The 23162-nt window shown below is 43.8% G+C and carries 16 protein-coding genes; 8 read left to right on the forward strand and 8 right to left on the reverse strand.

What is annotated here, in order from left to right:
• Positions 1-53: 53 nt before the first annotated feature.
• Complete coding sequence (locus tag JZ784_RS08950; protein WP_346314608.1) at positions 54-335, reverse strand: hypothetical protein; 282 nt, start codon at positions 333-335, stop codon at positions 54-56.
• Here JZ784_RS08950 and JZ784_RS08955 point away from each other — a divergent pair.
• The 3 genes from JZ784_RS08955 to JZ784_RS08965 all read left to right on the forward strand — a co-directional run bounded on the left by JZ784_RS08955 (position 325) and on the right by JZ784_RS08965 (position 8243).
• Positions 325-6474: a YadA-like family protein gene (locus JZ784_RS08955; protein ID WP_346314609.1), complete on the forward strand. Its 6150-nt coding sequence runs from the start codon at positions 325-327 to the stop codon at positions 6472-6474. The two genes, JZ784_RS08950 and JZ784_RS08955, sit on opposite strands and share 11 nt — an antisense overlap.
• 75 nt (positions 6475-6549) lie before the next feature.
• On the forward strand, positions 6550-7347 hold the full coding sequence (locus JZ784_RS08960; RefSeq protein WP_346314610.1) for an OmpA family protein: 798 nt from the start codon (positions 6550-6552) through the stop codon (positions 7345-7347).
• 545 nt (positions 7348-7892) lie between these two features.
• A complete protein-coding gene (locus tag JZ784_RS08965) occupies positions 7893-8243 on the forward strand; it encodes a YcgJ family protein (protein WP_346314611.1) in 351 nt (116 codons plus the stop codon).
• 704 nt (positions 8244-8947) lie between these two features.
• Here JZ784_RS08965 and JZ784_RS08970 read toward each other — a convergent pair.
• The 5 genes from JZ784_RS08970 to JZ784_RS08990 all read right to left on the reverse strand — a co-directional run bounded on the left by JZ784_RS08970 (position 8948) and on the right by JZ784_RS08990 (position 14060).
• A complete protein-coding gene (locus JZ784_RS08970; protein WP_346314612.1) occupies positions 8948-9913 on the reverse strand; it encodes a TauD/TfdA family dioxygenase in 966 nt (321 codons plus the stop codon).
• A 252-nt stretch (positions 9914-10165) separates the two neighbouring features.
• Positions 10166-10300 carry a hypothetical protein gene (locus tag JZ784_RS08975; RefSeq protein WP_265465931.1) on the reverse strand — a complete coding sequence of 45 codons (135 nt, stop codon included), beginning with the start codon at positions 10298-10300 and terminating at the stop codon, positions 10166-10168.
• Positions 10293-11507: an MFS transporter gene (locus JZ784_RS08980; protein ID WP_346314613.1), complete on the reverse strand. Its 1215-nt coding sequence runs from the start codon at positions 11505-11507 to the stop codon at positions 10293-10295. The genes JZ784_RS08975 and JZ784_RS08980 overlap by 8 nt, the downstream gene beginning before the upstream one ends.
• Positions 11508-11661: 154 nt before the next feature.
• Positions 11662-12738: an OmpW family outer membrane protein gene (locus tag JZ784_RS08985; RefSeq protein WP_346314614.1), complete on the reverse strand. Its 1077-nt coding sequence runs from the start codon at positions 12736-12738 to the stop codon at positions 11662-11664.
• Between the two features lie 233 nt (positions 12739-12971).
• Positions 12972-14060: an OmpW family outer membrane protein gene (locus JZ784_RS08990; RefSeq protein ID WP_346314615.1), complete on the reverse strand. Its 1089-nt coding sequence runs from the start codon at positions 14058-14060 to the stop codon at positions 12972-12974.
• A gap of 315 nt (positions 14061-14375) precedes the next feature.
• On the opposite strand from JZ784_RS08990, the gene JZ784_RS08995 reads away from it, so the two are divergent.
• A complete protein-coding gene (locus tag JZ784_RS08995) occupies positions 14376-14555 on the forward strand; it encodes a hypothetical protein (protein WP_130148357.1) in 180 nt (59 codons plus the stop codon).
• A gap of 55 nt (positions 14556-14610) precedes the next feature.
• Here JZ784_RS08995 and JZ784_RS09000 read toward each other — a convergent pair whose 3' ends face one another.
• Positions 14611-16035: a sensor domain-containing diguanylate cyclase gene (locus JZ784_RS09000; protein ID WP_346314616.1), complete on the reverse strand. Its 1425-nt coding sequence runs from the start codon at positions 16033-16035 to the stop codon at positions 14611-14613.
• A gap of 174 nt (positions 16036-16209) precedes the next feature.
• Positions 16210-16989, reverse strand: a complete 780-nt coding sequence (locus JZ784_RS09005; protein WP_346314617.1) for a hypothetical protein — start codon at positions 16987-16989, stop codon at positions 16210-16212.
• Between the two features lie 331 nt (positions 16990-17320).
• Here JZ784_RS09005 and uvrB point away from each other — a divergent pair, with 331 nt between their 5' ends.
• The 4 genes from uvrB (at position 17321) to JZ784_RS09025 (ending at position 23015) form a co-directional block, all read left to right on the forward strand.
• The gene (uvrB, locus tag JZ784_RS09010) at positions 17321-19342 is read left to right on the forward strand and encodes an excinuclease ABC subunit UvrB (protein ID WP_005008827.1); all 2022 of its coding nucleotides are present in this window, start codon (positions 17321-17323) and stop codon (positions 19340-19342) included.
• Positions 19343-19490: 148 nt separating this feature from the next.
• Positions 19491-20075, forward strand: coding sequence for a lipocalin family protein (locus tag JZ784_RS09015; RefSeq protein WP_346314689.1), 585 nt, complete (start codon positions 19491-19493; stop codon positions 20073-20075).
• A gap of 132 nt (positions 20076-20207) precedes the next feature.
• Positions 20208-21143 (forward strand): EamA family transporter RarD, encoded by a 936-nt coding sequence (gene rarD, locus JZ784_RS09020; RefSeq protein WP_346314618.1) that lies wholly within the window; start codon positions 20208-20210, stop codon positions 21141-21143.
• 414 nt (positions 21144-21557) lie between these two features.
• Complete coding sequence (locus tag JZ784_RS09025) at positions 21558-23015, forward strand: glyceraldehyde-3-phosphate dehydrogenase (RefSeq protein WP_346314619.1); 1458 nt, start codon at positions 21558-21560, stop codon at positions 23013-23015.
• The last annotated feature ends 147 nt before the right edge of the window (positions 23016-23162 follow it).

The following is a 23162-nucleotide window of genomic DNA, read 5'->3' on the forward strand; positions in this document are numbered from 1 at the left end:
ATTATTTGATAATGAGAACTGTGTCACTTTTATAGGGTTAACGTGAATAAAATTTATAAAGTCATTTGGAATGCTTCAGTGGGTGCATGGGTTGCTGTTTCTGAACTAGCAACAGCGAAAGGCCATTCTTCATCTCGCAGCAAAGCGGTTGCAAGCTCTAGTACTGAATTAACAATAGTGCAAACAAAAAAAACGATTAATTTAAGTCTATTAGCTTCAGCTTTACTTGCGCTTTCACCACAACTATATGCGGTGAAAGTAGGCAATGGTGATGATTCTTCTGCATATTCTATTGCTATATCTGATCCAAATTGCGGTTCAGCAGTGACCAGCATCTCAACCTCCATTGCAATTGGCTGTTCTGCTAATGTTACTGCTGGTACTGGACAACAAGGCGGTATCGCCATCGGTGAAAATTCACGTGTCATCAATGACGGTATTGCGATTGGCCGCAATGCAAATGCAAATAGCGGCGATGACAAAGGCGGTGTTGCCATTGGTAATGACACTTGGGCGTGGGCGCACAGCGTTGCTATTGGCACAGGGGCAATTGCTGATCAAGCGCAAACAGATGTGGATAATGCATCAGTTGCAATTGGTGCAAAAGCCAATTCAGGCAATTCTGACGGTGGTGTTGCAATCGGTATTGCTTCTAAAATTGGTGATAATACTGGAGATACTGTCGCGATTGGCCGCAAGGCATCTGTTGAAGGCGGCGCTGAGAAAAGTTTAGCCTTGGGCTCAAACTCTTCGATTGCTGCTAATGCAAAAGAATCAACAGCTTTAGGTTTTGGTTCAAGAGTAGAACAAAGCAATGGTATTGCTATTGGTAATTCCTCTAAAGTAACAAAAACGAATGCTGTCGCAATTGGTTCAAAATCAAATACCGATACCGATGCAACAAAAGAAACAGAAGCAACAATTGATGGCATAAAATTTGGATCATTTGCGGGTGCTGCAAGTCAGGCGGGTGATCAAGTTTCTTTAGGATCTGCCGGAGCTGAGCGTCAGCTTAAAAATGTTGCAGCGGGTCAAATCAGTGCTGCAAGCACCGATGGTATTAATGGCAGCCAACTTTACAGAACCAATGTGGTATTGGGTAATGTTGCAAATAGCGCTGCAGATATTATTGGCGGCGGCGTTACTGTCGGTGATAATGGCAAGTTAACTGGGCCATTTAATGTCGCTGGTAATGACTATGCGTCTATCGCAGAAGCAATTGAAAAAAATGCTGGAGCTGGCACAAAAACTAGCGTTGTGGAAGGCGACAACATCACGGTTACCGATGTCACCAATGCAGACGGCAGCAAAGAATATAAAGTTGCGACGAAGAAAGACGTCAGCTTTGATTCTGTGAAGCTGGGCGATACGACGATTAACAACGCTGGATTAAGCATCAAAGACGGTCCAAGCATTACGGCTCAGGGCATTGATGCGGGCAAAAAGAAAATCACCAATGTGGCGGATGGCGATATCAGCGCATCTTCGAAAGACGCCATCAATGGCAGCCAATTAAACAGCACCAATCAAAATGTGACTAATTTGACCCAAACTGTGACCAAACAGGGTGAGCAAATTACGGCCAATACGGGTGATATTGCCAACCTGCAAAACCAAACTTGGAAGATCCAGGCGAATGGCGATGCTGCAAGTGCGGTAAAAGCCTCAGATACTGTTCAGTTCTTGGATGGTGAAAACATTGAGATTAAGCGTGAAGCGAATAACCTGACCGTTGCGACGAAGAAAGACGTTAAGTTCGACTCAGTTGCACTGGGCGATACGCTGATTAACAATGCTGGATTAAGCATCAAAGACGGTCCAAGCATTACGGCTCAGGGTATTGATGCAGGCAAAAAGAAAATCACCAATGTGGCGGATGGCGATATCAGCGCATCTTCGAAAGACGCCATCAATGGCAGCCAATTAAACAGCACCAATCAAAATGTGACTAATTTGACCCAAACTGTGACCAAACAGGGTGAGCAAATTACGGCCAATACGGGTGATATTGCCAACCTGCAAAACCAAACTTGGAAGATCCAGGCGAATGGCGATGCTGCAAGTGCGGTAAAAGCCTCAGATACTGTTCAGTTCTTGGATGGTGAAAACATTGAGATTAAGCGTGAAGCGAATAACCTGACCGTTGCGACGAAGAAAGACGTTAAGTTCGACTCAGTTGCACTGGGCGATACGCTGATTAACAATGCTGGATTAAGCATCAAAGACGGTCCAAGCATTACGGCTCAGGGTATTGATGCAGGCAAAAAGAAAATCACCAATGTTGCGGATGGTGATATCAATGCGGCTTCGAAAGACGCCATCAATGGCAGCCAATTAAACAGCACCAATCAAAATGTGACGAATTTGACCCAAACTGTGACTAAACAGGGTGAGCAAATTACTAGCAATACGGGTGATATTGCCAACCTGCAAAACCAAACTTGGAAGATCCAGGCGAATGGCGATGCTGCAAGTGCAGTAAAAGCCTCAGATACTGTTCAGTTCTTGGATGGTGAAAACATTGAGATTAAGCGTGAAGCGAATAACCTGACCGTTGCGACGAAGAAAGACGTCAGCTTTGATTCTGTGAAGCTGGGCGATACGACGATTAACAACGCTGGATTAAGCATCAAAGATGGTCCAAGCATTACGGCTCAAGGCATTGATGCGGGCAAAAAGAAAATCACAAATGTGGCGAATGGCGATATCAGCGCGTCTTCGAAAGATGCCATCAATGGAAGCCAGCTGCATCAAACAGCCAACAGCATTAAAAACAGCATCGGCGGCAATACATCACTGAATGCTGATGGCAGTGTAACGACTTCAAATGTCGGCAATACCGGCAAGAACACCATTCATGATGCGATTGACTCCGTCAATAAAGCTGCAGCTGCAGCTAAAACGACGGTGGTGGAAGGCGACAACATCACGGTTACCGATGTCACCAATGCAGACGGCAGCAAAGAATATAAAGTTGCGACGAAGAAAGACGTCAGCTTTGATTCTGTGAAGCTGGGCGATACGACGATTAACAACGCTGGATTAAGCATCAAAGACGGTCCAAGCATTACGGCTCAGGGCATTGATGCGGGCAAAAAGAAAATCACCAATGTGGCGAATGGCGATATCAGCGCGTCTTCGAAAGATGCCATCAATGGAAGCCAGCTGCATCAAACAGCCAACAGCATTAAAAACAGCATCGGCGGCAATACATCACTGAATGCTGATGGCAGTGTAACGACTTCAAATGTCGGCAATACCGGCAAAAACACCATTCATGATGCGATTGACTCCGTTAATAAAGCTGCAGCTGCAGCTAAAACTAGCGTTGTGGAAGGCGATAACATCACGGTGACCGATGTCACGAATGCAGACGGCAGCAAAGAATATAAAGTTGCGACGAAGAAAGACGTTAAGTTCGACTCAGTTGCACTGGGCGATACGCTGATTAACAACGCTGGATTAAGCATCAAAGATGGTCCAAGCATTACGGCTCAAGGCATTGATGCGGGCAAAAAGAAAATCACCAATGTCGCGGATGGCGATATCAGCGCATCTTCGAAAGACGCCATCAATGGCAGCCAATTAAACAGCACCAATCAAAATGTGACGAATTTGACCCAAACTGTGACCAAACAGGGTGAGCAAATTACGGCCAATACGGGTGATATTGCCAACCTGCAAAACCAAACTTGGAAGATCCAGGCGAATGGCGATGCTGCAAGTGCGGTAAAAGCCTCAGATACTGTTCAGTTCTTGGATGGTGAAAACATTGAGATTAAGCGTGAAGCGAATAACCTGACCGTTGCGACGAAGAAAGACGTTAAGTTCGACTCAGTTGCACTGGGCGATACGCTGATTAACAATGCCGGATTAAGCATCAAAGACGGTCCAAGCATTACGGCTCAGGGCATTGATGCAGGCAAAAAGAAAATCACCAATGTGGCAAATGGCGATATCAATGCGGCTTCGAAAGATGCCATCAATGGCAGCCAGCTGCACCAAACAGCCAACAGCATTAAAAACAGCATCGGCGGCAATACATCACTGAATGCGGATGGCAGTGTAGCGACTTCAAATGTCGGCAATACCGGCAAAAACACCATTCATGATGCGATTGACTCTGTCAATAAAGCCGCAGCCGCTGCTAAAACTAGCATTGTGGAAGGCGACAACATCACGGTGACCGATGTCACGAATGCAGACGGCAGCAAAGAATATAAAGTTGCAACGAAGAAAGACGTCAGCTTTGATTCTGTGAAGCTGGGCGATACGACGATTAACAATGCCGGCCTCAGCATCAAAGACGGTCCAAGCATTACGGCTCAGGGTATTGATGCGGGCAAAAAGAAAATCACCAATGTGGCGGATGGCGATATCAATGCGTCTTCGAAAGACGCCATCAATGGCAGTCAATTAAACAGCACCAATCAAAATGTGACTAATTTGACCCAAACTGTGACCAAACAGGGTGAGCAAATTACTAGCAATACGGGTGATATTGCCAACCTGCAAAACCAGACTTGGAAGATCCAGGCGAATGGCGATGCTGCAAGTGCGGTAAAAGCCTCAGATACTGTTCAGTTCTTGGATGGTGAAAACATTGAGATTAAGCGTGAAGCGAATAACCTGACCGTTGCGACGAAGAAAGACGTTAAGTTCGACTCAGTTGCACTGGGCGATACGCTGATTAACAATGCTGGATTAAGCATCAAAGACGGTCCAAGCATTACGGCTCAAGGCATTGATGCGGGCAAAAAGAAAATCACCAATGTGGCAAATGGCGATATCAATGCGGCTTCGAAAGATGCCATCAATGGCAGCCAGCTGCATCAAACAGCCAACAGCATTAAAAACAGCATCGGCGGCAATACATCACTGAATGCTGATGGCAGTGTAACGACTTCAAATGTCGGCAATACCGGCAAAAACACCATTCATGATGCGATTGACTCCGTTAATAAAGCTGCAGCCGCTGCTAAAACTAGCGTTGTGGAAGGCGACAACATTACGGTGACCGATGTTACCAATGCAGACGGCAGCAAAGAATACAAAGTTGCGACGAAGAAAGACGTCAGCTTTGATTCTGTGAAGCTGGGCGATACGCTGATTAACAATGCTGGATTAAGCATCAAAGACGGTCCAAGCATTACGGCTCAAGGCATTGATGCAGGCAAGAAGAAAATCACCAATGTGGCAAATGGCGATGTTAATGCGGCTTCGAAAGACGCCATCAATGGCAGCCAGCTGCATCAAACAGTCAACAGCATTAAAAACAGCATCGGCGGCAATACATCACTGAATGCTGATGGCAGTGTAGCGACTTCTAATGTCGGCAATACCGGCAAGAACACCATTCATGATGCGATCGATTCAATCAATAATGTGGCGAATAACGCCAACAAAGGTTGGAACTTAACTGCAAATGGTCAAGACCAAAGTGCTGTGAAACCTGGTGACACGGTTGATTTTGCAAATACGGATGGCAACATTCAGGTGAGCAAAAATGGCAATCAAATTAAGGTCGATTTAGCGAAAGATCTTAATCTAGGTAAAGATGGCAGCATTAAAACCGGTGATACCACCATTGATGATAATGGCTTGACCATCGCAGGCGGCCCAAGTGTGACCAAAAATGGTATCGATGCTGGCGGCAAGAAGGTAACCGGTGTTGAAGATGGTGAAATTGCCAAAGGCTCAAAAGATGCAGTCAATGGCGGTCAGCTGCATGAAGCGATTAACAACGTAAATAGCAATGTGACGAAAGCCAAAACCACTGTTTCAGAAGGCGAAAACATCGTAGTGAGTCAGACCACCAATAAAGATGGCAGTACTAACTATAATGTTGCGACCAAAAAAGATGTCAATTTTGACTCTGTGAATTCGAATAAGGTCACGGTTGGTGATGTAGTGATCGACAAGGATTCAGGCATCAATGCGGGTAATCACAAGGTCAGTGGTGTTGCTGATGGAACGATTAGCAAAGATTCCAAAGATGCCATTAATGGATCTCAACTTCATACAAGCAATACTAATATTTATAACCATTTAGGTGGTGGCGCAAACTATGAAACCAATACCGGTCCGACTTATAACGTCGGTGGAGGGTCTCATAATAATGTGGGTGATGCTTTAAGTGCATTGGATAACCGCGATAATCAGCTTGATCAAAAAATTACCAATCTTGGCGATCAGCTAGAGCAAGCATTTTATAGTGCCAATGAGCGCATTGATGGTGTAGAAAGACGTGCTAATGCGGGTATTGCAGCTGCAATGGCATTAGAAACAGCACCTTATGTAGCTGGCAAATGGACCTATGCAGCGGCTGCAGCACATCATGCTGGTGAAAATGCAGTCGGTGTGACTTTAAGAAAAACTGCGGATAATGGACGTTGGTCATTAACCGGCGGTATTGCTGCTGCGTCTGAAGGCGATCCAAGTTTCCGTATCGGTATCAGCGGTGTAATTGATTAATACGCAATCGATGAAAACTAAGGAAGGCTGGTTTCAGTCTTCCTTATATATTTAACTCTAGAGATTCAATGAATTATGAAAAAAATTGTTAAAAGCATCATCGGTGGTGTATTGCTTGTAACCACAATGTCAATTTATGCTGAGATGGAACCGGTACAAACCCAGCAAGAAGTGGTCTTTCCAAAAATTGAAAATAGCTATTTGGAACAAGTTCAACGCTATGAATATGCTGATGTAGCGCGTTTAAGCACTGGTTTGACGAAGGATCAATTCCGCCATATTTTAGGAAATCCGCATTTTAGTGAAGGTGTTTTCTTTGTTAAAAAATGGAATTATGTTTTGGATATCCGCAAGCCGAACACACAAGAGTATAAACGCTGCCAATTGCGTATCGATTTTGACAAAAAAAGCTTATCTGAACGTTTAAGCTGGAAAGGTGAAGCCTGTGAAGAGCTTATGTTGCGTTCGGAAAATATAGCGCCTGTTCCTGAGGCTCCAGTTATTGATGAGGCAGTTTCACCGCGAAATGCTAATGTCCTGTTTAACTTTGACCGTTTTGATGAGCAAGCCATTATCGGAGGATCTCAAATTCTGGATGGGATAGCTGCAAATATTAAAGCTGCAGCATCTCATGATCCTGTGGTCATTACGGGTTTTACTGACCGTTTAGGTAATGTCGGCTATAACCAGAAACTGTCACAAAAACGCGCTTCAACGGTTGCTGATTATTTGGTTAAATCCGGTATACCCTCTGAACGTATTCGTATTGAAGCAAAGGGCGTAACTGAAGAATATCAAAGCTGTGCAGTGACTGCACGGGCGGATATGGTGCCGTGCTTAACACCAAATCGGCGTGTGAATATTAGCTGGTAAAGCTTATATAGTTTCAGATTTTAATTAAAGGGTAAGTGTTTCAGTCAATTCTCTAAATTAAAATAAAGGATAACCCCATCCCGTGATGGGGTTATCCTTTTGCAGGTTTAATGAACTTGCTTTATTTAGTTCATTAACCATTGGAGATGATGATTTTTGAAATTATCCACACCAAAAAATAATCCGCATACGGTACAAATAATCTTAAGCATCGCTATATAAATTCAGACAAGAAAGCTGAAACTGAATGGGTAATCCTTATAATCTCGTTGAGCATTTAAATACAGTTTGTCATTATTAAAAAATCGGGGCGATTTTTAATGCAGCTTAGTCACTTATAGATACGCGCTCGGTTCTGATTGACTTAATCATGATTGTTAATAAATTAATTGGATAAAAATGAGTTTTTAGTTTTTTTAAAGTTAACAATAATATAATTTATGTAAAAATTTTATATTTAGAAGAAATATTTTTTTTTCGATATTTGAAGTTTAAACTGCAGTAATATGAGCTGAATATCTTTTAAATTTTAGTGTGTTGATCTCATGAAAATAGTTTCCCTTGCTTTAACTGTCCTCCTTTTTATTTTTAGTACAGTAAGTTTTGCGAAAACAACACAGGTATTAAAAAATCCAGCTGCTGGCGTGCTGTGCGACAAATATATTTGTGCCGATAAGACAGGCGTTTCAAAAAAACTAACTGAAAAATATCTTGGGAAACGTCAGGCGAAGAAGGTTTTTTCTCAAGGTGAATTTGATACTTCTGCGTTTACATTTGCCAACGGTGTATTCTGCGACAGCAAAACTCAACTTTGTCATGTTGATCGCTATTTTGACGGCAAAAACAAGCGCAGCGCAGTAGAGCCTAAAGCAACGAAACAATTATTTGGCAAGTAAGATTTTTAAGCGGCAGTTGTATTTAATCAATGTTTCACTACTTTAATCACCTTAATTAAACAATGATGATGAATCATTAGGTTTGGATAAATATATCATTATGTAGATTACATAACTTATTTAACTTCTGTTCATACAGCTTGATCTAAATCCTATGATGCAAAGCGGCGTTCAAGATGATTGAGCGCTTTGCTTTTACTATTCTGTCATCCATTCTTAAATCATTAATTCTAGATTTATTTTTTCAGATAACGAAAAGGTAAATTAACGATATGCTTGTTGAGAGGATTCTAAGCCTTTAACGCGCTTGGCAGAGCCACGAATAAAATCCTCAATTTTTTGATCTGCTGATTTAGATTCTTGAGCTGATTTAGTTAAACCTTTGAGGATAGCTAAAAATCACCTGAAAACTCTAATGCAAGTAGCTTAATTTCAATAATTGCTTTTTTATCTGTATCAAATTTAAATACCGGAAATTCATTTTAATTTACATCATCATATACATTGCGGTTCGGTAATCCCCCCTATAAATAATATAAAAATCTATTCACCAATTTTTCCTATTTAACATAATGGCGGTTATACGGCATCAACATGCAAGTCCAAAGTAAAAAAGTCCGCTATTAGAAGATGCGTGTTTGCGGCCTTCTTAGCGGACGGTTTGCTGTATTAGTGTCTAGGCTGGATAAAGAACTTAAACGATTTTAGTATGGGCGCCCGCCTGCAAGACTGATGCGCTTAAGCAAACGGCGCTGATCGGCAGGGAAAGGGCGGCGCGAGTGTAAAGTGGCTTGGTTGTCCCAAAACACAATATCGCCTTGTTCCCAATGATGTTCATAATGAAATTCAGGTTTTAAAATATGCTCGCGCAGTTTGGCAATCAATTCACTTCCAGCCTGATCGTCATAATTGACCAATTCGACTTCATTATGTGTATTTAGCCACAGCGCTTTATGGCCGCTTTCAGGATGTGTGCGCACCAGCGGGTGAGGATAAGCATCGCCAATTACAGGCTGGTCTTTAAAACGGTATTTAGGAAATGTACCGTAACTGCCATCTTTGGGCGCGCCTTTATTGCTTTGGAAGCGTACAAAAGGATTGTAGGTAATCAGCTGCAGCGTGTCCAAATGCTGTTTCGTTTCATCATCTAAGGCATCATAGGCTTTAATTGTGTTGTACCAAGAGGTCTGACCGCCGTCTTTAGGCAGTTCAATCGCGTAGAGCAGAGAACCAAAAGAAGGTAGGGGTGTCCATTGATGGTCGGCATGCGGTGCGAGTTCACCATAGCCTGTATAATCGCCTTGGCCCACTGCGTTGGATACAGGCACCACGTCTGGCGGTGTGCCAGTATCGCTTTGGGTGGCTAATACAGGGGTATCAGAACTGGGACGGAAAATAGAGCCAAAATAGCTGGCAAAAGCTAAATACTGAAAATCATCTATGCTTTGCTGCTTGAAAATTAAAATTAAATGTTCAGCCAGCGCCTGTTTCAGGCGCAGAATGGTTTCTCCAGATTGCGCTTTTTTTGCATCCAGTCCAAAAACAGCTGCGCCTAGGGCTTCTCCAGCTAAAGGGACAATTTTGACCTCTTGCGGGTTTTGAAACTGATCTTGCTGATGCCAGCGGGGCGCATCATGTATCGCTTGTGAAAGTTGGGTTAAAGCCGTCATTGTTATTTCTCTAAAGTATTTTGCATGCACTGAATTTAAGAAAGATGCATGCGCAAGAGAAATCATAAGAATTGCTAAACTTATGAATAAATGAAGAAAATAGATTAAATTGCTGATTTATTGGCTTTTAGTTATTTTGGAAAATCTCAGCAGGAAAACTGCTGGAAAATGTCAATTTTTTGACACTGTTCACGCTGTCTTTGTGCAGATAAAAGCCAGTAACGCCAATTGATGCGTTTTAGACTGGCATTGTTAATGCGCGCAAAAAGCCTGATTGAAATATTCAAACAGTTGAGGCGTTTTCATCCAGAGCGCAATAGCCAGCGCCAAAAAAGCCACGGCTATTGCAAGAATGGTTAGTTTTAATCCAAGCATTGAATCAGTCATGTATGACATGCTCCTCTGTGACAAAGAAATGCACCAACACCCCTAAGATGCTCAATACCAGTGAAAGCGCCCAAACCATATTATAGTTGCCTGTCATATCATGGTTCAAGCCGCCGAGCCAGCCGCCAAAGAATGAACCGACCTGGTGAGTAAAAAATACAATGCCGCTGAGCATGGACAGGTATTTCACGCCAAACATGTTTGCCACAATGCCATTGGTTAAGGGCACGGTAGAGAGCCATAAGAGTCCCATAATGGCGCCAAAGGCATAGATTGTCCATGCACTTAGCGGCAGCATCAAAAAGGCGATGATGGCGATGCCGCGCAATCCATACAGCCACATCAGCAAATGCGGCTTAGAAAATTTTCCGCCCAGCCAGCCCGCACCGTATGTGCCAAAAATATTAAAAAGTCCTACTAATGCAAGGAAAATGGTTCCCGTTGCTGCGCTGAAGCCATGATCTATCAGATAACCAGGCAAATGGATGCCAATGAAGACCACTTGAAAGCCGCAGACTAAGAAACCTAAAGCCAAGAACCAGAACGGTTTGTGATTTTTGGCAATGATTAAAATATCTTTAAAGCCTAAACTGGGCTTATTTTCTAAGGACTGTGCAGAGGGCGCGCTATACATCGGCGCTTTCAGCATCCATGCCAAGGGAATGATCAGCGCAGCCAAAATAGCGCTGACCATTAAAGCGGCTGACCAGCCAATATTTTGCAGCAGCAGCAGGGTAGATGGCAGCATAATGAATTGCCCAAACGATCCTGCAGCACTGGCAATCCCCATCGCTAAACTGCGTTTTTCCGGATGCGCGGCACGGCCAACTGCGGACAGTAAAACCGGAAATGAGGTTGCGGAAAGCGCAAGGCCTAATATTAAGCCGGCGCTTAAATTCAGCATCAGCCCTGTAGAGCTGAACGCCATCATCAGCAGGCCTAAGGCGTACAGCAGCCCGCCGACAGCAACAACTATTTTACTGCCGTATTTGTCTGCAAATGCGCCTGTGATGGGCTGTACAGCACCCCAAATGAGGTTCTGCATCGCAATCGCTAAACTGAATACATTATGCCCCCAGCCGAACTCATCACTCATGGGCACCAGATACAGGCCAAAACCATGCCGGATACCTAGCGATAGCGCCAAAATAATGGCGCTGCCGATCAGCATATAAATGAGAGGCTTTGAAAATTGCGTGTCAGTCATTTGGCTTTCTGTATACGGTGCAGTCTGCCTATATTATTCGATTCATTACATGAATACGATCAATTAATTTTCACCAAGTAATAAACTTTAGTTATGTAAAAGGGCAACAAAAAAGACGGCGGAAACCGTCTTTCAGGTTAAGATGCGCGCGGTTTTAGAAGCGCATGCCAACGCCTGCATAGGCAAGAATCGGATTGATTTCGATATCTGCTTTGGAGCGGATCAGCTCACCATGCGTATCGTCCGAAACAGTAATGGTGGTATCGTCGGATAAATGTGCATAGGACACAGACCCGACAGCAAACCATTTATCATTAAAGTCGTAGGTAAAGCCAAGGGTTGCGATCGGTGCAAAAGCATCTGAAGCTTCTACATCGACTTTTGGATTGGCGCTGCTTGGCTTGCCGTCTAAGGCCGCTCCAGCTTTACCGTCTTTAATATTGGCAATCATATGGCCAGCTGCAATTAAATCCTGCTCAGTGCGCGGGTTGATTTCCACTTCATTGAAATAGGCATACATCATGCCCAATCCGACATAAGGGCGGAATTTATTGACGCCGGTTTTGCCAAAATGGTATTGGAACTCTGCTGCGGGAGTCCATGCGCGGGCAGAGGCGGCAGGGCCATAGGCTTCTAAATCAGTAATCAGCAGACTGTTTTTCATTGCAATTTGCGGTAAATCTATAATTCCCAGTTCCGGTGTAGCAATGGCTGCAAAAGGGGCATAAATTTTGCCTTTGCCCATCAAGTCCACTTTAGGCGGTATGCCGGCTTTCATCTCAAAGGATACATGGTCTGTGAAAAAGTAGTTGGTCATGATGCCAAGAGTGGTAACATCGTCTGCTTCTAAGCCAGTTCCTTGATTGTCCCAGCTTTCAAGTCCATTAATTTCGGCTGTGCCGCTTAACGCTGCAGGCAGCGTGTCAGAGCCTAACTTATCTAAAACGCCAACAAACCAAGTTGAAATATTGGGACTCATCTCAGGATCTAGATTGGCTTTTACCGCATCAATAGAAATATCTCCAACGGCCGCTTTTTCACCATTTGCTACGGATGTATTGACCTTAAACGGCTGCGCTTTGCCTTGCGGCATGACATGCAAAGCGCCGACAGAGACGGAGAAGCGCTTGAAGCCATCGCCATCATGCAGGCTGAAATAGGGTGAGTCAGCATGGCTGATCATCGGTACGGAAAGCATGGACGTTGCCATGCACAGTAAAGTTTTTTTCATTCAAAGGACTCCATGTCCAAAACAGCTATTGGAATTTTTTTTAGCAGGCCAATTATGCGAATGAAAAACGGGAATGAATGTTATTGAAATCGGATATACCGGTAGGTTTCATGTTAAAAGTAATGCGATTTGTTTAAGAATGATGACTTTATTTTAGTAATTATGTAAAAAACATTATAAAAAGTTATGAAAATTAGGCCTTAAGTGCCTGCTTTTAGTCAACTTATTTAAAATTAAAATCGGATTCCGACACCTGCGTAGATCATCAATGGGTTGATTTCAATGTCTGCTTTGGAGCGGATCAGCTCTCCCAATTTTGCATCAGTGACCGTGATGGTGGTTTCATTTTTAAGCTGTGCATAGCTGATGGATGCCGTTGCAAACCATTTATCATTGAAGTCGTAGGTAAAGCCAGCGGTCACGATGGGTGCAAATGCATCGGTCGCTTCTAAATCGACTTGCGGATTGGCGCTGCTGGTTTTTCTTTCAAGTGATGCGCCAGCTTGCCCTTGTTTGATATTGGCAATCATATGGCCGGCTGCAATTAAATCCTGCTCAGTGCGCGGGTTGATTTCAAGCTCATTAAAATAGGCATACATCATGCCTGCGCCGACATAGGGACGGAATTTATTGACGCCGGTTTTGCCAAAGTGATACTGGAACTCAAAAGCGGGTGTCCAAGCGCGGGCGGACGCTGCTGGCCCATAAGCGCCCAGGTCTGTGATGAAGATAGTGTTTTGAAGATCAATATTCATGAACTTTAATGGCAGGCCCAGAAGTTCCGGCGTTGCAATGGCTGCAAATGGCGCATAAATTTTTCCTTGGCCTTGCAAGTCCACTTTAGGCGGAATGCCGGCTTTCATTTCAATAGACACATTATCGGTAAAAAAGTAGCTGCTCATCAGGCCAAGGGTCGTGACATCATCTGCTTCCAGTCCCGTGCCTGGATTGTCCCAGCTTTGCAGTCCATTAATTTTTGAGCTGCCGCTTAAGTTTGCAGGCAAGGTGCCTCCGGTTAAATAGCCTAAACTTTTCAGGGCCGCGGCTAAACCAGCCTGATCAACATTTTTATTCAGATTGTTGAGTACCGTATCAACTTTAATTGCGCCGTTTTTGGCCACAGTGCCGTCCGGGACAGCCGTTTGCACAGTAAATGGCTGCGCTTTGCCTTGCGGCATGACATGCAAAGCGCCAGCTGAAACGGAAAAGCGCTTAAAGCCTTTGGCTTCCATGCTGAAATATTTTGAAAAATCTGCGGCTTGAGCCGTGGCAGAAATAGACGCGAAACTTGCGGCAATACATAAGAATGCTGATTGATGCATTTAGGGAACTCCATTTTTTGTTTTATTAAAGTGTTGTAAGTGGCTGTATTTAAAATAATGTATGTCTTAATTTTTATTCAGAAATTTTATACGGCCGTATTTAAAAGCGGAATATCATTTTAGGATTAAGGGATCAAATCAATGAACTGATCAGTCCATTTACAGCTCTGTCATGCATAAAACTGAAATTTTTCAATCAGAGCAGTACCAATGCTTCTTACAGTTTTTGCGCATCTTTGGAAGCCTCTAAGCAATGGATTTCCCCAAAGCCTGAGTTTTTTGTACAATATGGGCAGAATGAATTGAGTAAATCACATGAGCACCCCAAACTCTCCCAAGAAAAAAGCTGCTGTGAAACTTCCGTTTCCGGTTGTTTCAGCTGAGCAGGCGCAGCAAGATTCCGTGCATAATCAAGTCCGGCCAAAGCCGGAAAACTATGCGGATCGGACTTGGATGCCGCCTCGCGGTACGCGCCGATCTATGGGCAAGCGTTAATAAAAAAACCTGCAGAAATGCAGGTTTTTTTATGCTTTATTTGAAGAATAGCGGGCTAGCAGGCATAGTATTTTTTCTTTTGTTCATACATCAGCGCATCGGCACGTTTCAGTAAATCCTCAATGCGCTCATTCGGCAGTGTGCTGGCAGAGCCAATAGACAGGCTCATGGGGTGCAATGAATGATACTGATTGTCGACATGCATGAGTTCCTGAAGGCTGTTTAGGCTGGTTTGCAGTGAAGCCTCATCAGCATTGGGAAGCAGGACGACAAATTCATCACCGCCAATGCGTGACGCAGAATATTGCGTATGCTGAATCAGCTGATTCAGCAGATTGCCAATTCGCCGCAGCTGTTCATCGCCGGCATCATGGCCGTAGTTGTCATTAATGTCCTTTAATCCATTTAAGTCAATGAAAATACAAGAGACAGGACGCTGAATGCTGCGCTCCAGACGGTTAATTTCTTCAGTATAAAAGGTGCGGTTATACAATTTGGTTAAGACATCATGCTTGCCTAAATATTCTAAATAGTTTTCCGCTTTTTTGCGTGCAGTAATGTCAATCAATGCAACTTGAACGGTGCTCCAAGTTTCTTCATAGCCTGGAAAAACGGTAAATTGCAGAATGACATGGCGGATGCTGCCGTCCAGCGCATAATTGACCGCTTCATGCTGATGATGAATTTTTCCTTCCCATAAATCCTGCAGCTGTTTACGGAAAGTGTGATTCATTTCCTGACTGAAGACTTTATGAATATTTTTCAGCAGCGTATTTTTGTCTGGGGCGCCAAACAGGGTTAATGTTGCCTGATTCACATCTACAATGATGATTTCTTTAATGCACTGCTGCACAAAATCTGGATGGACATCTAAAAAAGTAGAGAAGTCTTCGATTCCGATGGAGCGCAAATAATCCAGTTTGGCCTTTACTAGGCTGAAATCTTCGACCCATAGTGAGGTTGGGGAATAATTGAAGCGCGCTTCGGCAATTTGGCGGTTTTTTTCTTCCTGCCGGCGGGCATTTTGGTAAGGCGTAATATTTTCTGTGCTGATCAAGACTTTTGACCAGTCATGTTCATATCCCGGCAAAATGGTACAGCGCAGCTGGATATCTAAACGGCTGCCTGAAATCGTATAATTTACAGAAGTATTGATGAAATGGGTTTTACCTTCCCACAGCTGCACCAGCTCTTCGATATGCGTTTGAAGCATATCCTGCTGGAAAATCGTCGGTAAATTTTCACATAAATGCTCAAGGTGTTCGGCTTCGTATAGTTCCAAAGTGCGGGTGTTGACCTGCAGTATTTTAATTTTACTGGCGCTTTCTGCGACTTTTGCGGTGTTGTTTAATAAATATTGACGTAAGTCCTCAACCCCCTGTTTTCGCCACAGATCCAATTGCTGTTTTATTTCGCTAAAATCTTCAAGCCATAACGGGATCGGGGATATATGAAATATAGAATTATTATGAGGTATCATGTCTCGGCCTGTTAGGAGCGGTTTCGTCATTGTACAATTAAGATATTGTTTGTTTACTGTGATTTATGTCTCAAAAAGTAACTGAAAAAATTAAAAAATAGAATATAAATTTATAAAAAAAAGCCAATCCGCAAGGATTTGGCCTTAAATTAAAAAAATAGTAGAACTTGAAGATTATTTTTTCGATCTATTGGCTGCTCTAGGCGGGCTGATCTCGCGCTGTCCTAACCAAACATCGGCAAAATCCTTTTCATTGATATTGTAGAGTTCAAGCAATGCCAGAATGGCGCCGCCAAACATCAGGGCGTCTTCTGCTGAATGCTCGAACTCAAATACTTTGCCTTGCAGCACATGCATAATATCCTGTATTTCAAAAGTACGGTCGCGGCCATTGCTGTCAGTCGGGTAAATTTGCGTATTGAGGATAATTTTTGCTGCGCTTTTTTCATTCTCGGTTAAATCCAGCGCATCAACCGTTTCTTCAGCATTCGCTGCAAAAATTACACTGTCCGAGAAAATGGCCTGTAAAAAATGCTGTGTCAGCTTGGGCAGGGCTTTTTCGACAAAGGGGCGGAAGGACACTGGAAAAATAACATTATGGGAAATGCCTTTAAACATTGGAGCAATTTCTTCAACTTTATAGCCAGCAACACCGCAGCCCACAGAGGTAATAAAATATTTAGATTTAGGATGATTCTTGGTATAGATTTTAAAGTCATCAATATAGTGCTGGATTTGCGACAGCGGCATTTGCTGCAAATGCTCATTCATGGTGGGAATCGCAAAGCTTTGGCCTGCCCAGCCTCGTCCAACGCCTTTCATTGCGCCAAAATGCAGCAGCGCAGTTTTTGCAGCGCCTCCTGCATGTGTGCCTGCCATATTGCTGCCAAATACAAAAATTGTATCTTCAGGTAAGCTTTTAACGATGCTCTCGTCATGATAATGATAAGTCATAGGCTGCACTGCTGTCATAATCCTTTGGTTTCATGTTGCCTTTGAACGCGTATCGGGTCAAGGAAAAAGCATGCTTCATTTATGAAAAATAGCGAGATCAATTAGGGGGGGATGAACCGAAGGGCATTTATTCTATGAGCCGCTGAAGCTGTTTCTGCAAAGTTTTTTCGATTTGGCCTGAATGCAAACTGCCTGGCATTTGCATTAGGCGCCGTGATGGGAACGATCAGAGCGTTTGCAGTGTTCTGAGGGCATTTCACTCTTGAGTAATCTTAATTAGCCCTCATAATTGAAACAGTCAATTTCAGCAGCGCATTGGACCACACGTTTTATGAGTGAGCATCAACCTTTCGAATTAGTCACCCATTATCAGCCCGCAGGCGATCAGCCGCAGGCGATTGAAAAGCTGGTGCGCGGTATAGAACAGGGATATCACGATCAGCTGCTGCTGGGGGTAACGGGTTCGGGCAAGACCTATACCATGGCTAATGTGATTGCTCAGACACAGCGGCCCACGATTGTCATGGCGCACAATAAGACGCTGGCAGCCCAGCTGTATGGCGAATTTAAGGCATTTTTTCCAAACAATGCCGTGGAATATTTCGTCAGCTATTATGATTATTATCAGCCTGAAGCGTATGTGCCGTCTTCAGACACCTTTATTGAAAAAGACTCATCCATTAATGATCACATCGATCAGATGCGTTTGTCAGCAACCCGCGCCCTGTTGGAACGCCGCGATGCCATTATTATCGCTTCTGTATCGGCAATTTACGGCTTGGGTGATCCGAATGCCTATATGAGCATGCTGCTGCATATTGTGCAGGGCGATGTGCTGAACCGTGATGACATTATCCGCCGGCTCGTCGAGATGCAATACAGCCGCAATGAACTGGAATTCTTGCGCGGCACATACCGCATCCGCGGCGAAATCATTGATATATTCCCCGCTGAATCGGATCAGCATGCCATCCGCATTGAATTGTTTGATGATGAAGTGGATTCAATCCGCTGGTTTGATCCCTTAACGGGAAAAATGATCCGTAAAGTGCCGCGGGTGACCATCTATCCTAAAAGCCACTATGTGACGCCTAAGGATAATTTGACCCGTGCCATAGACACCATTCGGGATGAACTGAAAGACCGTTTAGGCTTTTTCCGCGCCAATGACAAACTGCTGGAAGCGCAGCGGATTGAACAGCGCACCCGCTATGACTTAGAAATGATGCAGCAGCTGGGCTATACCAACGGCATTGAAAACTATTCACGCCATCTTTCCGGCCGCCCCGCTGGGGAAGCGCCGCCGACTTTATTTGATTATGTGCCGGATGATGCCTTGCTGATTATTGATGAATCGCATGTCACGGTTCCGCAAATTGGCGCAATGTATAAAGGCGACCGTTCGCGTAAAGAGAATCTGGTGAATTACGGGTTCCGCCTGCCTAGCGCGCTGGACAACCGCCCGATGAAATTTGAAGAATGGGAGCGCATTGTTCCTTCGACTATTTATGTCAGTGCGACGCCTGCCAAATACGAATTGGAAAAGTCTGAACAGATTGTTGAACAGGTAGTGCGCCCAACAGGCTTGGTTGACCCTGAAATTGAAATACGCCCAGTCCTGACACAGGTTGATGATGTGCTGTCGGAAATCAATAACCGGAAAGAATTGAATGAGCGGGTGCTGGTGACGACGCTCACCAAGCGCATGGCGGAAGATCTGACCTCATATTTAAAAGAATATGGTGTGAAAGTAGCTTATCTGCATTCTGACATTGATACCGTAGAACGGACTAAAATTATTCATGAACTGCGTTCAGGCGTTCATGATGCATTGATCGGCATTAACTTGCTGCGTGAAGGCCTAGACATGCCAGAGGTGTCTTTGGTTGCGATCTTGGATGCAGACAAGGAAGGCTTTTTGCGGTCAGAGCGTTCACTGATTCAGACGATTGGCCGGGCAGCGCGTAATTTAAACGGCAAAGCGATTTTGTACGCAGACCGCATTACGGACTCCATGCAAAAAGCCATTGATGAAACAGACCGCCGCCGTAATAAGCAGCTGGAGTTTAATGAATTGCATGGTATTGTGCCGCGCAGCGCCGTGCGTCAAGTCGCGAAAGATTTGGATGATGGCGAAGTACTGAATGATGATGAAATTGAAGCCGGTATCAGCGATCAAAGCAAGGCGCTGAGCGCGGATGAACAGCATTTGCTGTCTGATCCGAAGCTGTTTTCGAAACATCTCGGCAAGCTTGAAAAAGAAATGCTGAAAGCGTCGAAAGACTTGCAGTTTGAGCAGGCCGCGCGCCTGCGGGATGAAATTTTGCGTTTAAAAGCGCAAATGCTTCAATAAGCTAAAGTTGCAGAAAAGCCAGCGGAAGATGTAAAACTTATTGAAAATCATTACAGAACATAGACAGTTAGGATGCTTTTAAAGCAGTATCTTTTAAGCAATCTGCTTGTTAAAAAAGCAAAGTTTGACAGTAAAGGTATTCATAATGATGAAAAAAAATATTCCGAAAGCTGGCTTTACCTTAGCTAAAATTGCGGTAGGCGGGGCTATTTTAGTGGGCTTAGGCATGGCGACCATGGCTTATGCGCAAAGCAAGCCCTTAGCTGTGGTGGATAAGGTCGAATTAGACCGCTATTTGGGGGTGTGGTATGAAATTGCGCGCAAGCCCATGTACTTTCAAAATAAATGCGGAAGCAATGTCTCGGCTACTTATACCTTGAACGAAAACGGCAATGTCACTGTAGATAACCGCTGTTATACCCAAGACGGCAAATTGATGCAGTCAATTGGCGAAGCATTTGTACAAAATCCACCTTTTAACAGCAAGCTGAAAGTGAGTTTTTTGCCTGAAGCTGTGCGCTGGCTGCCTGTGGCGCGGGGGGATTATTGGATTTTGAAAATTGATGATGACTATCAGACCGTTCTGGTCGGTGAGCCGCGGCGCAATTATATGTGGGTATTGTCGCGGACGCAGCATCCTGAGCAAAGCGTGATTAATGAATATTTAGACTATGCCAAGTCGGTCGGTTATGACTTGAGTGATTTGATTCATACTAAACAGACCGTCAAATAAATATTGAAATACAGCGTACTCAAAAACCATGCTCAGGCATGGTTTTTTCTTTGCGGGCATGTCAGTATTCAATCTGCTTGAAAATTCAAGTATTATCAGCGGAAAATTTGCAAGACTTTGTTGAGGTGAGGGATGTATAAGGGCGTTACATTGTCTGTATTGGCATCTGTCACTTTTGGCATTTTATATTTTTATACGCATTTTTTGCAGCCTTTAGACAGTGAGCAGACGTTTGCTTGGCGCATGCTGGCAACCTTGCCGTTTTTGACGCTGTTTATGTGGTGGACGGGCGATTTAAAGCATATCGGTGAGATTTTTAAGCGGATTTTCAAGCAGCCGTGGATGCTGCCGTGGCTGATTTTCAGTTCGGTTTTATGCACCACGCAGCTGTGGCTGTTTTTATGGGGGCCGATTAACGGCCGGGGCTTACAGGTTTCACTTGGCTATTTCCTATTGCCTTTGGTGATGGTGCTGGTCGGCTGTGTGCTTTATAAAGAAAAATTAAGCCGCTGGCAGCTGGCTGCCGTTGTGCTCGCTGTGCTGGGTGTCGGCCATGAACTTTGGCGTATCGGCAGTATTGCATGGGAAACCGCCTATATTGCTTTGGCTTATCCTTTGTATTTCTTCCTGCGCCGTGTTTGTAAAACCGATCATTTGGGCGGGTTCTGGTGGGATTTGTTCTTGATTCTGCCCGTTGCTGTGTATTTAGCATTTTTCTACAGAGACAGCATTTCATTAATGCTGAATGCCACTCACCTGATTTGGGCCGTTATTGGCTTAGGTTTTTTAAGCGCATTCGGTTTAGGCAGTTATATCTTAGCCAGCCGTTATTTGCCTTTTGTGGTTTTTGGCCTATTGAGCTATTTAGAACCCGTTTTATTGGCTTTTGCATCAATTATGCTGGGGGAGCGGGTCGAAGCATCAGAATGGCTGACTTATATTCCAATCTGGCTGGCGGTGGTGCTGCTGGTGATTGAAGGCTGTCTTCATCTTGCAAAGCAGAAGCGCAATGCAAACATATTGGCCCGCAACCGCGGCAAGGTGCAGGAACGTTTGGACATGGAATAATGCGGCGCGTGATTTCTCTTCAAAGATATTCTTTAAAGACCAATGTTTTGAACGTTTGGAAAAATAAAGGGCCTTGTAAATAGCCAAATCTGTCATGCAATTTAAAGCAGTGCCATGCAAAGTTTAAAATCAATTTCACTAATTTGTGCTGATCATTAATTGCAGTATTTATCAATTTGTTTGATAAAGAAGCAAATAAACAAAAATATAAAAAATCTTTTAAATTGCGTATTAAATTCTTTTTAAAAGCAAAATCATAATAATAATTGCAACTATTTTATAAATTTATAATGAATATATAGCAAAATACGCCAATCAAAACTTGTTTTGGATTCTATCTTTTAGATAATTCCATTACAATTGTCGGGTTTTGAAATTTATGCCTAGATATACAATTAATTAGAGGACGTATCTGTGAGCAAAGAGACTATCATCGCCCTACATGCAGAGCACCAAGGTCGCTGGAAAAACCGTGAAGAAATCGCGGAACAAATGATCGCTTTGATCGGTCAGCTTTACCGTGAAAAAAATATTGTGGTTTCAGTATTTGGACGTTCTTTAGTTAACCGTTCAGTGATCCAGATTTTAAAAGCGCACCGTTTCACACGCATGATGGACGTTGAGCTTTCTGTCGTTCACACTTTCCCAATTCTTCAAGCTTTGGCTAAAATCGAAAATATCGGTACCGCTGAAATTGATCTTGGCAAATTGGCTGTTGCATTTAAAGAGCAAGGCGGCGACGTTGATGCATTTGTTGCAGCCGCTGTTAAATCGGTAGAAGGCCGTGCAACTTCAGTTGAAGGCCGTGATGTGGTTCTTTACGGTTTTGGCCGTATCGGCCGCATCCTTGCGCGTTTAATGATTGGCCAATCGGGTTTAGGCCGCGGTTTGAACCTAAAAGCGATTGTGGTTCGTAAGTCATCTGATGGTGATTTGGAAAAACGTGCGTCTTTATTGCGCCGTGACTCAATCCATGGCCCATTCTCTGGCACGATTGCTGTCGATGAAGAAAACGAAGCAATCATTGCGAACGGTCAATTCATCAAAGTGATTTATGCATCTAATCCATCTGAAGTTGATTACACTGCATACGGCATCGAAAATGCACTGGTCATCGACAACACTGGTAAATGGCGTGATGCTGAAGGTCTTGCTCAACACCTGAAGTGCCCAGGCGCTGCACGTGTGATCTTGACTGCACCAGGTAAAGGCGACATGAAGAACGTGGTGTTTGGTGTAAACCAGGCAGACATTCTTGATGAAGATACCATTATCTCTGCTGCAAGCTGTACAACTAATGCGATTACACCAACACTGAAAGTTTTGCATGACAAATACACAGTGTTGAATGGTCACGTTGAAACAGTTCACTCGTTTACAAACGACCAAAACTTAATCGACAACTACCATAAAGCAGACCGCCGTGGCCGTGCTGCAACGTTGAACATGGTAATTACTGAAACAGGCGCAGCTAAAGCGGTGGCTAAAGCGCTTCCAGCGCTTCAGGGTAAACTGACAGGCAACTCTGTACGTGTTCCAACACCAAACGTTTCTCTTGCGATTTTGAACTTAACTTTAGATAAAGAAGTTGATCGCGACGAAGTGAACGAATACATTCGTAAAATTTCAATCAGCTCTAGCCTTCAAGGTCAGATCGGTTATACCAACTCGACTGAAGTTGTATCATCTGACTTTATCGGTTCGCGTACAGCAGGTGTATTTGATGCGCAAGCAACAATCACTTCGGGCAACCGTTTAACTGCATATGTTTGGTACGATAACGAAGTCGGCTATAGCTGCCAAGTATTACGTATTGCAGAGCAAATGGGCGGCGTAAGCTATCCAAAAATTCCAGCTGAAACAAATGCATAATTTGTCATAGCGACTAAAAAGAGCCTCAATTGAGGCTCTTTTTTTTGCGCAGCTGCATGTATCCAAGCTGATTAGATACGTGGGAATGACATCAATATTGGCTTGAGCACTCAGCGTTGCCAATGTTTAATCCCTACTAATTTACTT

This window comes from Acinetobacter sp. CWB-B33 (assembly GCF_039655955.1).
GTDB classification, from domain to species: Bacteria; Pseudomonadota; Gammaproteobacteria; order Pseudomonadales; family Moraxellaceae; genus Acinetobacter; species Acinetobacter bouvetii.

Coding starts and splice junctions, on each gene's coding strand:
- JZ784_RS08990 (WP_346314615.1), bottom strand. CDS start 14,060: ATGCATCAATCAGCATTCTTATGTATTGCCGCAAGTTTCGCGTCTATT.
- rarD (WP_346314618.1), top strand. CDS start 20,208: ATGTATAAGGGCGTTACATTGTCTGTATTGGCATCTGTCACTTTTGGC.
- JZ784_RS08950 (WP_346314608.1), bottom strand. CDS start 335: ATGCTGGTCACTGCTGAACCGCAATTTGGATCAGATATAGCAATAGAA.
- JZ784_RS08980 (WP_346314613.1), bottom strand. CDS start 11,507: ATGACTGACACGCAATTTTCAAAGCCTCTCATTTATATGCTGATCGGC.
- JZ784_RS09015 (WP_346314689.1), top strand. CDS start 19,491: ATGAAAAAAAATATTCCGAAAGCTGGCTTTACCTTAGCTAAAATTGCG.
- JZ784_RS08960 (WP_346314610.1), top strand. CDS start 6,550: ATGAAAAAAATTGTTAAAAGCATCATCGGTGGTGTATTGCTTGTAACC.
- JZ784_RS08975 (WP_265465931.1), bottom strand. CDS start 10,300: ATGACTGATTCAATGCTTGGATTAAAACTAACCATTCTTGCAATAGCC.
- JZ784_RS09005 (WP_346314617.1), bottom strand. CDS start 16,989: ATGACTTATCATTATCATGACGAGAGCATCGTTAAAAGCTTACCTGAA.
- JZ784_RS08970 (WP_346314612.1), bottom strand. CDS start 9,913: ATGACGGCTTTAACCCAACTTTCACAAGCGATACATGATGCGCCCCGC.
- JZ784_RS08965 (WP_346314611.1), top strand. CDS start 7,893: ATGAAAATAGTTTCCCTTGCTTTAACTGTCCTCCTTTTTATTTTTAGT.
- JZ784_RS08995 (WP_130148357.1), top strand. CDS start 14,376: ATGAGCACCCCAAACTCTCCCAAGAAAAAAGCTGCTGTGAAACTTCCG.
- uvrB (WP_005008827.1), top strand. CDS start 17,321: ATGAGTGAGCATCAACCTTTCGAATTAGTCACCCATTATCAGCCCGCA.
- JZ784_RS09000 (WP_346314616.1), bottom strand. CDS start 16,035: ATGATACCTCATAATAATTCTATATTTCATATATCCCCGATCCCGTTA.
- JZ784_RS08985 (WP_346314614.1), bottom strand. CDS start 12,738: ATGAAAAAAACTTTACTGTGCATGGCAACGTCCATGCTTTCCGTACCG.